This is a genomic window from Mesorhizobium sp. ESP7-2 (assembly GCF_020164715.1).
Taxonomy (GTDB): Bacteria; Pseudomonadota; Alphaproteobacteria; order Rhizobiales; family Rhizobiaceae; genus Mesorhizobium.
Genome location: NZ_JAIUGQ010000038.1, coordinates 19,647 through 33,521, shown reverse-complemented (window position 1 = coordinate 33,521; position 13,875 = coordinate 19,647). Strand labels below are relative to the sequence as shown.

The following is a 13,875-nucleotide window of genomic DNA, read 5'->3' as shown; positions in this document are numbered from 1 at the left end:
AATGAACGGATTGACCGCCAGCCGTCCAGTGGGATCGACGATGCTCCATGACGAGCCGGCCGCGGCCTATGCCTCTGATTTCGGCGCCTTGCGCCAAGAATTTCGCCGAGCGGCCGAGCGGGCGGGCGCGGAACTGTCTGAATATATTCATCCGCTGAACGGGCCTGATGGCGGGACGCTGGCGACGGATGTGGCACTGCTTGGCCGTCGCGATGCGCGCAAGCTGATCGTGCTCATTTCTGGCACGCATGGTGTCGAGGGACCGTTCGGCTCGACCTGCCAGACCGCCTGGCTCGGCCAGAAGAACCGGCGGCGCTTGCCCGATGACACGGCAATCCTAGCCATTCACCTCATCAATCCGTGGGGCACGGCGTGGTCGCGGCGTGTCAACGAAGACAATGTCGACCTCAACCGCAACTTCATAGACTGGTCTTCGAGTATGCCGGTCAACAACGGCTATGCCGGCCTGCACGACGCCGTGGCATACCGCGAATGGGAGGGGCCGGACCGCGTAGCGGCCGACGAGAAGCTGGCCATAGCGCGCAGGAGGCTTGGACATGCCGGGCTGGCGGCGATCGTCGAGGCCGGCCAATATGAGTTCGCCGACGGGATGTTCTATGGTGGCGGCGGCCCGGTCTGGTCGAACAGGACGCTGAACGAAATCCTGAAGACCTTTGCCCGCGAGGCGCGTCAAGTCATCGTCTTTGATCTGCATACGGGGGCAGGGCCCTACGGCTATCCGGCGCTGCTTTCGGTGGCGAGTTCCGAGCATGAGGGTCTTGCCTGGGGCAAATCCATTTTCGGGCCGGCGCTGTCGACCGTGCTGACCGGCCTGGGCGCCAAGACAGGCACCGGCATCGCCGCGACGGCGACCGGCTATGTCTCCGACGCCGTCCGCAAGGCAATGCCGAACGCGCGCGTGCTGCCGCTTGTCGTCGAATGCGGCACGCTGGACGGCCCGGCGGTCATGGAAGCGGTGCAGGCCGACAACTGGCTGCATTTGTTCGGTAAGCTCGATTCGCCGCTCGGCACGCGGATCCGGGACACGCTGCGCTCGGCCTTCATTCCGGACGATCCGGATTGGCAGCGCACCTGCCTGTCGAGCAGTCTGCGTTATTTCGACCGTGCACTGACAGACCTGCGGACCGTGGCGTTGGACGAGACCACCGGGAGCGAACGGGTACCGCCAACGGCTCGCGCCGTTGTGGCCGATCCGGTGCCCGCTGACGAAGCGAAGACCACGACGCCGGCCGTGCAGATCGACGAGCTTCACAAGAGCTTCGGCTCGCTTCTGGTGCTGAAGGGCGTCAATCTCACCGCTCACGCCGGCGAAGTCATTTCCATGATCGGCTCGTCAGGCTCGGGCAAGAGCACGTTCCTGCGCTGCATCAACCTTCTGGAACAGCCGGACGGCGGCAAGGTCGCCATCGACGGCGAACTCATCAAGATGAAGCCCCTGTCCAACGGCCGTCTTGGGCCGGCCGACATGGCGCAGGTCGAGCGGATCCGCGCCCGCGTCGGCATGGTGTTCCAGAACTTCAATCTGTGGCCGCACATGACGGTGGTGGAGAACATCGTCGAGGCGCCCCGGCATGTGCTGAAAGAACCGCGCGAGAAGGCCATCGAACACGCGCACGCGCTGCTGAAGAAGGTCGGGCTCGCCGACAAGCACGCCCATTATCCCGGCCAGTTGTCCGGCGGCCAGCAGCAACGGGCGGCGATTGCCCGCACACTGGCGATGCGGCCAAAGGTCATCCTCTTCGACGAGCCGACATCAGCGCTCGATCCCGAGCTGGTCGGCGAGGTGCTGCGGGTGATCCGTCAATTGGCGGAAGAAGGCAACACCATGATCCTCGTGACGCATGAGATGCAGTTCGCGCGCGAGGTCTCCCACAAGGTCCTGTTTCTCCACCAGGGAAAGGTGGAGGAAGAGGGTGCGCCCGCGGAGCTGTTTGGCAGCCCGCGCTCGGAGCGTCTGCGCCAATTCCTGGCACGGACACTATGAGGCAAGCCCGCGTCCTCGAAGCGTCCGGTTCGTGCCGGACAACGGTAGTGAAGATCAACAACCAGGGGAACTGACATGAAACTGAAAGTCTTGACGCTGCTCGCATGTCTGGCGGTAAGCATGGGCAGCGCATTGGCCGCCGAAGGCGAACTGTCCATCGGCACGGAAGGCGCCTACCCGCCATGGAGCATGTCCGACGCCAATGGCAACGTCACCGGTTTCGACGCCGATGTCGGCGCCTTGCTGTGCACCAAACTCGCGGTGACGTGCCATTTCGTCGTGCAGGCGTTCGACGGTTTGATCCCGGCGCTGAAGGCCAAGCGCTTCGACGTCATCATCTCGGGCATGTCGATCACCGCCGACCGCAAGAAGGAGATCAATTTCAGCGTCGGCTATGCCGAACTGGCTAACATGTTCGTCGCCGCCAAAGGCTCTGATCTGGCCGCCATCACCGATGTCGACACGCTGCTGAAATCGCTCGACGGCAAGAAGGTCGGCGTGCAGGCCGGCACGACCCACGCGCATTTCCTCGAGAAGCGTGCGCCGAATGCCGACCTGAAAACCTACGACACGCTCGACCAGATGCAGATCGACCTGGCGAGCGGCCGCATCGACACGGCTTTCGCCGATCAGTCCGCCTTGCAGGATTTTCTGGACAAGCCGGATGGCAAGAACTTCCAGCTGGTCGGCGTCGAGATCAAGAGCACGTTCGACCCGACGCTTGGCGAAGGCATCGGCGTCGGCATCGCGCAGGACAACACCGAACTCAAGGCAAAGATCGACAAGGCGCTGTGCGAACTGATCGCCGACGGCTCGGTCGGCAAGGCGAGCCAGAAATGGTTCAAGACGGACATTTCCCGGCCCTGCAAATAGCGCCTTGAAATTCTCGCATGCGCCCGGACAGCCGGGCGCATGCGTCTCATTGGCACGACAGACTAGGGCAACTCAGATGGAATTCGGTCTCTGGCAGGTTTGGGAAGCGGGTTGGGTGACCGCCATCCTGCGTGGCGCGTCGATCACAATCCTTGTGGGTTCAGTCAGCATGGCAGCCGGTCTGGTGATCGGCATTGTCTGCGGGCTGATCAAATGGGCCCGGATATTTCCGCTTTCGCTGCTCGTTGATGCCTATACCTCGCTGGTGCGCGGCGTGCCCGAACTGCTCATTATCTACCTGCTGTTTTTCAGCTCGGTTGAATTCGTGACCAAGGTCGTGACTGCGTTCGGCTATGCCGGCGTCGCGGAGAGCGGCTATGCATTCGTCATCGCGGTCATCGCCATCGGCGCGATCTCCGGCGCCTATTCAACCGAGGTCGTACGCGGGGCTCTGGGCGCGATCCCGGACGGGCATATCGAGGCCGCTCGCGCGCTAGGCCTGTCGGGCGCCCGGATCTTTCGCCGCATCATCGCCCCGCAGATGCTGCGCATCGCGGTTCCCGGCATCAACAATGTCTGGCAGACGACGATCAAGGACACCGCGTTGGTTTCCGTGGTCGGCCTTCAAGAGTTGATGCGCATTTCCTTCATCGGCGCCAACTCCACCCGCCACCCGTTCATCTTCTACCTTATTGCGGCGGTGGTTTATCTCGCCATCACGCTTGTAAGCCAGGCCGGCTTCGACGGGATCGAACGCCTGCTCAGGCTACGGACGAGAAAAGCAGTATGATAGACCTCATCCAGCTTGCAGTTCCCGTTCTGCTTAGGGGCCTATGGGTCACAGCCACGCTGACTTTCGTTTCGGTGCTGATCGGCTTCAATCTCGGTCTCGGATTGGCGCTCATGCGGCTGTCGTCGAACTGGCTCCTGTCGGGCTTCGCGAAATATTACAGTACCGTCTTTCGCGGGACTCCGCTGCTGGTGCAGATTTTCCTGTTCTACTACGGGCTTGGCCAGCTTTCCCTGATAAAGGACAACGCGGCTCTGTGGTGGGTGATCAGCGACGGATCGCGCTGCGCCGTCCTGGCGCTTGCGCTGAACACGGCTGCCTATACATCCGAAATTCTGCGTGGCGGATTGATGTCCGTTCCGGTCGGTCTCGTCGAGGCGGCTCAGGCGTGCGGCATGTCGCGAATGCTGCGTTTCCGGCGTATCGAGTTCCCGCTCGCCATCCGCCAGGCGCTTCCGGCCTATGGCAACGAGCTTATCTTGGTCGTCAAGGGCACCAGCCTTGCCTCGACGATCACGGTGCTCGAAATCACCGGCTACGCCAAGCGGCTGATGAGCCAGACCTTTGCGATCTTCGAGATTTTCGCCATTGCCGGAGTGCTCTACCTGGTGATCAATCTGCTGCTGATCGCGATTATCCGTTCCATAGAGCGTTTTCTAATGAGGCATGAAACCTCCTCTAGCCAGAAATCGACCGTACTCAAATCGATCTGACGTGGTTTCATGACGCGTCTGGTGCTGGTTCTTCGCGATGCGTCCGCAAGGCGATGGTCTTCGATCATCGTCAAATCCACCTCGCGCGGCAGAGGATTGGGTGCCAGCGTTGAACGATCCGGCACTCGTCAACGTCAAGCACCGCGACAGCTCTACTGTCTGGAAGACATGTGCCCTTCTATGAAAAATGGGGGTTCACGGCGGATCTGCCGGGCCGCCATGAGGAAATCCATTCTCGGGATTGCCTTTCGTCCACATCCGGGACGGCACGCCACCCGCGTGCCCGTTTTCTACGGTCCGGTGAAGTAGATCGCAGTCGCGAGCAGCGCGCTTTCAAGCCGAGGGACATTTTATGCGCCGTCTAAAATGGTCCACGTCGTGAGTTTCCATGGCGAAGGCGAGGTCGGCGACGGGATCGTCGGCGGTGTCGCCCATATGAATGATGCAGGCCCAATCTGATAAGGGTCCGCATTGATTTTATTGCGAAATCCGGGTCCGAGACGCTGCCATCAGAACGATCATCGCTCATATTTTTCAGGCAGTTAATCAGATTTGGTAGCGGGAGAGGGATACCTCCAATACAGTGCTATCACTGAATTCGATTGCTGAAGAACGTTCTTGACCGATATCTAAGAATGTCGCCTACCATCCGCGGTGCTCGGTTTTGATGATATGGCTGGCACAGCCGACGATTGCAGAGCGTGAACATCTCGATCCGGACATTTCACCGATTCGCAGGAATCGTGCTCGACGCGTTGGGCACGATAGCCGAGCGGATGGCGGGGCGACGCTCCAAAACTTCAGGGCTGCGACTACAGGTGAAACTGTCCCGCTAACTTTTCCTTTCCCCGTGACAGCTCATTCCGCTGGCGCGACCCGCAGCGATGGCATTCGGGCGCTTAGCCGGTCGAGATAGAGGTAAACGACCGGCGTGGTATAGAGCGTCAAAAGCTGAGAGACGACGAGCCCGCCGACTATCGCGACGCCGAGCGGCTGGCGGAGTTCCGCGCCGGTGCCGGTTTCGAGCGCCAGCGGCAAGGCGCCGAGCAGGGCGGCGAAGGTTGTCATCATGATCGGCCGGAAACGCTGCAGGCTGGCCTTGTGTATGGCCGCGCGGGACGAGAGCGCTTCCTGGCGTTCGGCCTGCAAGGCCATGTCGATCATCATGATGGCGTTCTTTTTGACGATACCGATCAAGAGAATGATGCCGATCAGCGAGATCACGTCGAACTCCATGCCGGTGGTGATGAGCGCGAGCAGCGCGCCGATGCCCGCCGAGGGTAGCGTCGACAGGATGGTGATCGGATGCACATAGCTCTCGTAGAGGATGCCGAGTACCACATAGATCGTGGCGAGCGCCGCGGCGATCAGCAAAAGCTCGTTCATCAAATTGGCGCGGTAGGCGAGCGCCGTGCCGGCCAGTGAGCCGTGGATCGACACCGGCATCTTCAGCTCGGCCATGGCGCGGTCGATCGCGGCCGAAGCGTCGCCAAGCGTGGCGCCGCCGGCAACGTTGAAGGAGATCGTCGTGGCGACGAAATGGCCCTGGTGGTTAACCGAAAGCGGCATCGTCGCAGGGCCGTAGGTGCTGAAGGCGGCCAAAGGCACCATCTTTTCGGCCGAGGTGCTGACGGCCGCCCCGCTCGACGCGCTGCCGTGGCCGGTGACGGCGATGGCGTTGGTCGCCTGGTTCCGCAGCGAGCCCGTCAGGCTGCCGGCCAGCGCGTTGGTCTGCTGCGCGCCGCTGGCCGCAGCACCCGAGGTGCTGACATAGATGCCGTTCAGCGCGCTCGGATCCTGCAAATAGCGCGGCGCCACTTCCATGACGACATGGTACTGGTTGCGGGCGTTGAAGATGGTCGACACCTGGCGCTGGCCGAAAGCATCGTAGAGCGTGGCGTCGATGCTGGCCGGGGTCAGGCCGAGGCGCGCAGCGCTCTCGCGGTCGACCGTGATGTTGGTCTCGAGCCCGGCCTCGTCGCGGTCGGAATTGACGTCGGTGAGCTCGGGCGCCTTCTTCAGGAGATCGACCAGCTTCGGCGTCCATTCGTCCAGGTCGGCGGTCGTGTCGGCCTGCAGCGTGTATTGATAGGTTGCGAGGCTCTGGCGGCCGCCGACCCTGATCTCCTGGCGCGGATTGAGGAAGAGCCGCGCGCCGGGCAATTGCCCGAGCTGCGCGCGCAACCGCGTCAGCACCACTTGCAGCGGCGCCCGTTCGCCCTTCGGCTTCAGCGCGACTTGGACGAAGCCGGAATTGGTCTGCCGACCGCCTATATAGCCGACCACATTCTCGACCGCCGGATCGTTCTTGAGAATCGCTTCCAGCTGTTCGAATTTCTGCCGCATCAGCTGGAAGGAAATGGCCTGATCGGCGCGCAGCCCACCCATCAGCTCGCCGGTGTCCTGCTGCGGAAAGAAGCCCTTCGGCACCACCGTATAGAGATAGACATTGAAGACGATGGCCGCGAAAAGCACCACCAGCATGATTTCCGAATTGTCGAGCGACCAGGCGAGCGAGCGGCCATAGAAGGCGCGGACGCGCTCGAAGACGCCTTCGCCGAAGCGCGCCAGGATAGAGCGCCTGGCCGACGGGCTCGCGGCCGGGCGCAGAAAATGCGCGCACATCATCGGCGTCACCGTCAGCGACAGCACCAGCGAAATGGCGATCGACAGCGACAGCGTCAGGGCGAATTCCTGGAACAGGCGGCCGAGTATGCCGCCCATCAACAGGATCGGCAGGAAGACGGCCACCAGCGAGGCGCTCATCGACAGCACCGTGAAGCCGACTTCCTTGGCGCCGGTCAGCGCCGCCTTGCCGCGCGGCATGCCGTCCTCGATATGGCGCGTGATGTTTTCCAGCACCACGATGGCATCGTCGACGACGAAGCCGGTGGCGATGGTCAGCGCCATCAGCGACAGATTGTCGAGCGTGAAGCCGAGCAGGTACATCGCCCCGAACGTGCCGAGGATCGAGAGGACCAGCGCGACGCTCGGGATCAATGCCGCCCGCCAGTCGCGCAGGAATGAGAACACCACGAGGATGACGAGCAGCACCGCCAACACCAGCGTCAGCTCGGTGTCGTGCAGCGAACCACGGATGGTGGTCGAGCCGTCTGTCGCGATGCTCAACCGCGCATCCGCCGGCACCGAGGCTTGCAGCGTAGGCAACAGCGCGCGTACCCGGTCGACGGTCTCTATGATGTTGGCATTGGGCTCGCGGTAGAGCACCAGAAGCACCGCCGGCTCGCCATTGGCGAGGCCGAGATTGCGCACGTCCTCGACGGAATCCTCGACATCGGCGATGTCGCGAAGCCTGACCGCGGCATTGTTGCGCCAGGCGATGACGAGGTCGCGAAAATCGGCGGCATGGCTCGCCTGGTCGTTGGTGTAGAGCTGGTAGCGCAGCGCGCCGTCTTCCTCGAAGCCCTTCGGGCTGCGTGCATTGGCGGAGGCAAGTGCGGCGCGCACGTCCTCCAGGCCGATGCCGTAGTGGAACAGCGCCCCGGGATTGAGCTCGACGCGCACGGCCGGCAGCGAGGAGCCGCCAAGGTCGACATTGCCGATGCCCTCGACCTGGGACAGGCGCTGCTGCAGCACGGTCGCGGCGGCATCGTAAAGCTGGCCGGGGGTGAGCGTGCGCGAGATCAGCGCCAGGATCATCACCGGCGAGTCGGCGGGATTGTATTTGCGATAGGTCGGGTTGCTGCGCAGGTCCGACGGCAGGTCGGCGCGCGCCGCGTTGATGGCGGCCTGGACGTCGCGCGCCGCGCCGTTGATGTCGCGGTCGAGGTCGAACTGCAGCACGATATTGGTCGAGCCGGTGCCCGAGCGCGAGGTCATCTCGGAGACGCCGGCGATCTGGCCGAGATGGCGTTCCAGGGGTGCCGCGACATCGGTCGCCATCGTGTCCGGGCTCGCGCCCGCCATCGAGGCCTGCACCGAGATAGTGGGGAAGTCGACCTTGGGCAAAGGCGCTACGGGCAAATTGAAATAGGCGATCAGGCCGGCCGCGGCCAGGCCGATCGCCAACAGCGTGGTGGCGACCGGCCGCGCGATGAACGGCGCCGAGAGGTTCACGGCGCGGACTCGCCGGCGGAGACTTCGGTGACACCGGAGCCGCGGCGCGTCAGCCGGTCGAAGGCGAGGTAGATGACCGGTGTGGTGAACAGCGTCAGCACCTGGCTGACGATCAGCCCGCCGACGATGGTGATGCCGAGCGGCTGGTGCAGCTCCGAGCCGGCCAGGCCACCGACCAGAAGCGGCAGAGCGCCGAACAGTGCGGCAAACGTCGTCATCAGGATCGGGCGGAGTCTCAGCAGGCACGCCTCGTAGATTGCCTCGCGAGGATCGAGCCCCTGCAGCCGCTCGGCCTGCAAGGCGAAGTCGATCATCATGATGGCGTTCTTCTTGACGATGCCGACGAGCAGCACGATGCCGATGATGCCGATGACATCGAGGTCATGGCCGGCAAGCATTAGCGCGACCAGCGCGCCGACGGTGGCCGAGGGGAGCGTCGACAGGATGGTCAGCGGGTGGATGAAGCTCTCATAGAGCACGCCGAGCACGACATAGACGGTGGCGACGGCCGCGAGCACCAGCAGCAGTTCGTTGGACAGCGAGCTCTGCAGCGCGAGTGCGGCACCCTGGAACCCGGTCGTCAGGCCGGCGGGCGGCTGCATGTCACGCTCGGCGGCGGTGATCGCCGCGGTGGCATCCCCGAGCGAGACGCCGGGCGCGAGGTTGAACGAGATCGTCGCGGCCGGAAACTGCGCGAGGTGGTTCACCAGAAGCGGCGCCTGTCGCACCTTGATGCTGGCGAGCGCCGAGAGCGGCACCTGGCCGGAGCCGGAGGACGGCAAATAGATCGAGCCCAGCGAGGCTGGCGTCTGGCCGACCGACGGATCGGCTTCGAGAATGACGCGGTACTCGTTCGACTGGGTGAAGATGGTCGAGATGATGCGCTGGCCGAAGGCGTCATAAAGCGCGTTGTCGACCGTTGCCGGCGTTATGCCGAAGCGCGCCGCCGTGGCGCGATCGATGGTGACGTCGACGGCAAGCCCGCTTTGCTGGTTGTCGCTCGCGATATCGGCAAGCTCCGGCAGCGCCGAGAGCCTGTCGGTGAGCTTGGTCGTCCATGCGGCGAGTTCGACCGGATCGGAATCCTGCAGCACATACTGGTATTGCGAGGCACTGATCGTGGAATCGACCGTCAGGTCCTGCACGGGCTGCATATGCAGCGCTATTCCCGTGACGCCGGCCGTCTCTTGCGTCAGCCGCCTGATGATGGCGCTGGCGTCCGCCTGGCGCTCGTCGCGCGGCTTCAAATTGATCAGCATGTGGCCGCTGTTGGCGGTCATGTTCTGGCCGTCGACGCCGATAAAGGATGACAGGCTGGCGATATCGGGATCCTTGAGGATTGTGTCGGCCAGAGCCTGCTGATGCGCGGCCATGTCGGCATAGGAGGCCGAGCCCGCGGCTTGCGTGATGGCCGAGATCGCGCCGGTATCCTGCACCGGGAAGAAGCCTTTCGGGATGGCGATGTAGAGGTAGACGGTAAGCGCCAGCGTCAGAACCGCCACCAGCAATGTCAGCGCCTGGCGGTCGAGCACCCAGCGGAGGGCGGCACCGTAGCCGTTCGCGACCGCATCGAAGGCGCCTTCGCTCCAGCGCACCAGCGCGCCTTGCCTGCGCTCCGCCGGCGGCTTCAACAGCCTGGCGCACAGCATCGGCACCAAGGTCAGCGAGACGACGGCAGAGATGACGATGGCGATGGCTAAAGTGATGGCGAATTCGTGGAACAGGCGGCCGACCACGTCGCCCATCAACAAAAGCGGGATCAGCACCGCGATCAACGAAACGGTGAGCGAGATGATGGTGAAGCCGATCTGGGCCGAACCTTCGAGCGCGGCGGTCACCGGATCGTCGCCATGCTCGATGAAGCGCGAGATGTTCTCGATCATGACGATGGCGTCGTCGATGACGAATCCGGAAGCGATCGTCAGCGCCATCAGCGACAGATTGTCGAGGCTGAAACCCCACAGATACATGACTGCGAAGGTGCCGACGAGGGACAGCGGCACCGATAGGCTCGGGATGATCGTCGCCGGGACATTGCGCAGGAACAGGAAGGTGACGAGCACGACCAGAAGCGCCGCCAGCCCCAGTTCGAACTCGACGTCGTGAACCGAAGCGCGGATCGTGGTGGTGCGATCGGTCAGCGGTTCGACTGTCAGCGCCGCCGGCAGGCCGGCGCGCAGTTGCGGCAGCAGCGCCTTCACGCCGTCGACGACACGGATGACATTGGCGCCCGGCTGGCGCTGGATGTTGAGGATGATCGCCGGCGTGCGGTTTTCCCAGGCGCCCAGCCTGGAATTCTCCGGCCCTTCGACGATGTCGGCCACCTCGCCCAACCGCACCGGCGCGCCGTTGCGATAGGCGATCACCATGTCGGCATAGGTCTTCGGATCGGCGACCTGATCGTTGGCGTTGATGGTGTAGGAGCGCGCCGGCCCGTCGAAGCTGCCCTTCGGCGTGTTGACGTTGAGCGTGCCGATGGTGGTGCGCAGATCGTCGATGTTCAGGCCCATGGCGGCCAGCGCCTTGAGCTTGATCTGCACGCGCACGGCCGGGCGCTCGCCGCCGCTGATCGAAACCAGGCCGACGCCGGGAAGCTGCGAGATCTTCTGCGCCAGCCGCGTCTCGGCAAAGTTCTCGACTTGCGTCAGCGGCAGCGTCTTGGAGGTGATCGCCAGCGTCAGGATCGGCGCGTCGGCCGGATTGACCTTGGCGTAGATCGGAGGCGCCGGCAGGTCGGCGGGCAGAAGATTGCCCGACGCGTTGATCGCCGCCTGCACTTCCTGTTCGGCGATGTCGAGGCTGAGGTCGAGGCTGAAGCGCAGCGTGATGACCGAGGCGCCGGCGGAGGAGCCAGACGACATCTGCTCCAGGCCCGGCATCTGGCCGAACTGGCGCTCGAGCGGCGCGGTCACCGAAGTGGTCATCACCTCCGGGCTGGCGCCCGGGTAGAAGGTCTGCACCTGGATCGTCGGATAATCGACCTCGGGCAAAGCCGAGAGCGGCAGGAACAGATAGGCGATCATGCCGACGATCAGGATGGTGGCCATGATCAGCGTCGTCGCCACGGGCCGCAGGGTGAACGGCCGCGACGGATTCGGCCAGCCGGAGACGAGGCCGCTCGGCGTGTTCATCGGCTTTCGCCGGAATCGCCGCCATTGCCGGCACCACCGCCGCCGTCGCGACGATTGTGGCGGTGGTGCTTGTGGCCGGAAGCATCGCCCGATGCAGCCGTGCCCTCGCCCGCCGAGTCGTGGCCTATCGAACCGGCGCCTTGGCCGCTCGATGTCGCGGGCGGGTTGGCGGGATTGGCGGCCGGCGCACCGGCGGCCGCGCTGCCCGCGCCCGCTGCTTGCGGCGGCGCTGGAGAAGCGGCGCCGGAGATCGGCGCCGCGCCGTTGTCGGGCACGGTGACCTTGGCGCCGTCCTTGAGCCGGTCGACGCCGTCGACCACGACCTTGGCGTCAGGCTCCAGGCCGGACAGAAGCTGCGTGACGGTGGCGTTGCCCGGGCCGAGCGAAACGGTCTTCACCGAGACGGTGCTGTCGTCGTTGAGCTGGTAGACGAAGGTGCCCGGCGCGCCGTGCTGGATGGCGGCGTTGGGCAGAATGCTGACCCCGGTGAGCGTGCGCACAAGCAGATGCACGTTGACGAACTGGTTGGGATAGAGTGCGCCGTCGGCATTAGGGAAAACCGCGCGCAGCTTCACTGTGCCAGTAGTCGGATCGATCTGGTTGTCGATCGTCTGCAGGGTGCCTTCGGCGACCTGCTTGGTGTCGTTGCGGTCGAACAAGCTGGCCTTGAGCGCGGGATTGCCAGGCGTCTGCTCCAGCACTTGCGCCAAGCTGTCCTCGGGTAGCGAGAACAGCACCGAGATCGGCTGCATCCGAGCGATCACCGCAATGCCGGTGCTGTCGCCCGGCGTGACATAGTTGCCCTGGTCGACGAGGCGCAGGCCGATGCGGCCGTCGGTGGGCGCCGTGATATGGCTGTTGGCGATGTTGACCTGCATACCCTCGATCTGCGCCTGGTCGGACATCACCGTGCCCTCGTCGGACTGCACCGTCGCGCGCTGCAGGTCGACCGCCTGCTGAGTGACCGCGTTGGAGGTAAGCTTCAGGTCACGGTCGAGGTCGAGCTTGGCGTCGGCAAGCAGCGCCTGGTCGTGCTGCAATTGCCCCTGCAATTGGTGCAGCGAAGCGTTCAACGTGCGGTCGTCGATCTGGGCGAGGAAATCGCCCTTCTTCACCATCTGGCCCTCGGAGAAGCCAATTGCGGTGATCTGGCCGCTGACCTGCGACCGCACAGTGACGGTCGACAGTGACGTGACCGTGCCCAGCGCCTCGAGAACGATCGGGATATCCGCCTGCGCCACGGGCGCCACGGCAACCGGCTGCGCGAGATCGCCGCCGCCGCGGAAACGGCCGCCGCCACGCTGGCTGCCCTGCTGGTGGACCTGAATGGGATGCAGCCAGAACGCGCCGCTTACCGCCGCCAGGACGAGGAGCAGCGCAACGATCCAGCCTCGCCGCGAACGGCGCATGACCACTGGCTGGACCCCCGTTAGGGGCTCGGCGGGGGTCACGGGGCCGCTGGGGGGCGCCGCCTTGCCGCGGAGCTTGCGCCGGCTGACGACTTCGTCGTCCACTTCTCTCACCTGTCCTTCGACCGCATTCCCGGGCTACCGTCTTCGCCGACCGCACCGACGGACCGTGCCGAGGCGACAGCCCGAGGTGCGATCCAGCCGGAGCATAGGCACCCGAATTTCCCCGTTCAATTCCAGGGCACATTAAATTCTCGTAATAAATTGAAACACTTAGGCGCTGAAAGCTGCTTCATATCGCGAGATAGGCCGGTCGCGGTGTGCCGCCAATCCAAGCGGGCAAACGAGAGTGGATGAGTGGCTTTATGCAAGCGACGACAAGGCCTTACGGGACACGTGACCTGCGCGAAACGGGCCGCGAACACAGTGGTGCGGCGCTCATGGTCTCGACGCCTCCACCTTCACGACTGGGGTTGCGAGAAATCTAGCTCGCAAAGATGTGAACGCGCCACCGGCTGGTTCCGCCAAGCCTGCATTAAGTCGGGAAGCTCTGGGTAGGAGGCGATCATGGGTACTCAGACATCCCGTCGCCGGCGACATCATTTCTGTAGTGTTGAAGGACGTCGCCGTGGGCAGTGTGGTCTCCGTTAAGGAAACCCTCGAAGCTGTTCATAGGGTCGGTCCTCAGCTAACCCAGAAGGACTGTGATCTGGTTGAGTTGATTGTCAGTATCGCAGCGATGGATCAGGTGTTCTTGGTCTTCGACCTTCACGAGTGAGGGGCACCCCATGTCGTTCTAAACGTGGCCCTAAGTCGCAGAAGCGGCGGACCTCTGCCTCGACGCGCTTGATAACAAAGTCAGACCAGAGGTTGTCCG

7 protein-coding genes are annotated in these 13,875 nt (G+C 63.8%); 4 read left to right on the top strand and 3 right to left on the bottom strand.

Features of this window, described 5'->3' with window-relative positions:
* The first annotated feature begins 1 nt into the window (after position 1).
* The 4 genes from LB543_RS34090 to LB543_RS26870 all read left to right on the top strand — a co-directional run bounded on the left by LB543_RS34090 (position 2) and on the right by LB543_RS26870 (position 4,381).
* Positions 2 to 2,005, top strand: a complete 2,004-nt coding sequence (locus LB543_RS34090; RefSeq protein ID WP_318013014.1) for a DUF2817 domain-containing protein — start codon at positions 2 to 4, stop codon at positions 2,003 to 2,005.
* 75 nt (positions 2,006 to 2,080) lie between these two features.
* Positions 2,081 to 2,878, top strand: a complete 798-nt coding sequence (locus tag LB543_RS26880) for a transporter substrate-binding domain-containing protein (RefSeq protein WP_224616303.1) — start codon at positions 2,081 to 2,083, stop codon at positions 2,876 to 2,878.
* A gap of 76 nt (positions 2,879 to 2,954) precedes the next feature.
* On the top strand, positions 2,955 to 3,668 hold the full coding sequence (locus LB543_RS26875) for an ABC transporter permease (protein WP_224616302.1): 714 nt from the start codon (positions 2,955 to 2,957) through the stop codon (positions 3,666 to 3,668).
* The gene (locus LB543_RS26870) at positions 3,665 to 4,381 is read left to right on the top strand and encodes an ABC transporter permease (protein ID WP_224616301.1); all 717 of its coding nucleotides are present in this window, start codon (positions 3,665 to 3,667) and stop codon (positions 4,379 to 4,381) included. The genes LB543_RS26875 and LB543_RS26870 overlap by 4 nt, the downstream gene beginning before the upstream one ends.
* A gap of 858 nt (positions 4,382 to 5,239) precedes the next feature.
* Here LB543_RS26870 and LB543_RS26865 read toward each other — a convergent pair.
* From LB543_RS26865 to LB543_RS26855, 3 genes are read right to left on the bottom strand one after another with little or no spacing between them, the layout of a single operon-like run.
* On the bottom strand, positions 5,240 to 8,458 hold the full coding sequence (locus tag LB543_RS26865; protein ID WP_224616300.1) for an efflux RND transporter permease subunit: 3,219 nt from the start codon (positions 8,456 to 8,458) through the stop codon (positions 5,240 to 5,242).
* On the bottom strand, positions 8,455 to 11,589 hold the full coding sequence (locus LB543_RS26860; RefSeq protein WP_224616299.1) for a multidrug efflux RND transporter permease subunit: 3,135 nt from the start codon (positions 11,587 to 11,589) through the stop codon (positions 8,455 to 8,457). Before LB543_RS26860 ends, LB543_RS26865 begins: the two co-directional genes overlap by 4 nt.
* A complete protein-coding gene (locus LB543_RS26855; RefSeq protein WP_224616298.1) occupies positions 11,586 to 13,103 on the bottom strand; it encodes an efflux RND transporter periplasmic adaptor subunit in 1,518 nt (505 codons plus the stop codon). The genes LB543_RS26860 and LB543_RS26855 overlap by 4 nt, the downstream gene beginning before the upstream one ends.
* Positions 13,104 to 13,875 lie beyond the last annotated feature (772 nt).

Excerpts from the sequence above, each read along its gene's own strand:
- LB543_RS34090 (WP_318013014.1), top strand. The coding sequence starts at position 2 with ATGAACGGATTGACCGCCAGCCGTCCAGTGGGATCGACGATGCTCCAT.
- LB543_RS26880 (WP_224616303.1), top strand. The coding sequence starts at position 2,081 with ATGAAACTGAAAGTCTTGACGCTGCTCGCATGTCTGGCGGTAAGCATG.
- LB543_RS26875 (WP_224616302.1), top strand. The coding sequence starts at position 2,955 with ATGGAATTCGGTCTCTGGCAGGTTTGGGAAGCGGGTTGGGTGACCGCC.
- LB543_RS26870 (WP_224616301.1), top strand. The coding sequence starts at position 3,665 with ATGATAGACCTCATCCAGCTTGCAGTTCCCGTTCTGCTTAGGGGCCTA.
- LB543_RS26860 (WP_224616299.1), bottom strand. The coding sequence starts at position 11,589 with ATGAACACGCCGAGCGGCCTCGTCTCCGGCTGGCCGAATCCGTCGCGG.